The 508-nt window shown below is 44.3% G+C and carries 1 protein-coding gene; it reads right to left on the bottom strand.

Going from position 1 to position 508, the window contains the following annotated elements:
• Positions 1-134: 134 nt before the first annotated feature.
• Positions 135-386 (bottom strand): hypothetical protein, encoded by a 252-nt coding sequence (locus tag A918_RS0111975; RefSeq protein WP_022711301.1) that lies wholly within the window; start codon positions 384-386, stop codon positions 135-137.
• Between the last annotated feature and the right edge of the window lie 122 nt (positions 387-508).

Here is a 508-nt window from a genome sequence, read left to right as displayed (position 1 = left end):
TCCTTTTTTTTTGTATCTTGCTAGAGCGGTTTACGTTCAGATTGGATCACTGCGCTCGCTCTAGATTCTTTAGTTTGTCGCATTGTCATGCCATTCAAGTTGATCCAACTTGAATGTGAAATGCTCTAGAGGACTTATCGCTCAATCCAGCTTGCGCTGTTATCCGGTGACTGACAACCATAAGGCGGCAAAGTTTTTGTGCCGAAATTCTTTTTCAGCTGCATACAACCCCAATGGCGGATCGGTGCAGGCATATAGGATTGCAGATCAATCCCAACCTCATCAAACGGATCTGTAGTATTGGTCACATAACTATACCAACGCTGTCCGGCAACAGCGATTGCAGCAATCACAACAATCAGAATAATTCGCAGCAGCTTATTCACGGGACCTCAAAATTTTACGTTTTCCGCACAACAAAGCAGCGGTTCAGAATGAGAAATCTGTTTGTCACCTAAATATCCCGCAAGCAAGAACAAAAAACCGGCAGCAATTTCTTGCAGCCGGT

Source organism: Pseudochrobactrum sp. AO18b, from assembly GCF_000409565.1.
Lineage (GTDB): Bacteria > Pseudomonadota > Alphaproteobacteria > Rhizobiales > Rhizobiaceae > Pseudochrobactrum > Pseudochrobactrum saccharolyticum.
This window is presented reverse-complemented; position numbering and strand designations above follow the sequence as displayed.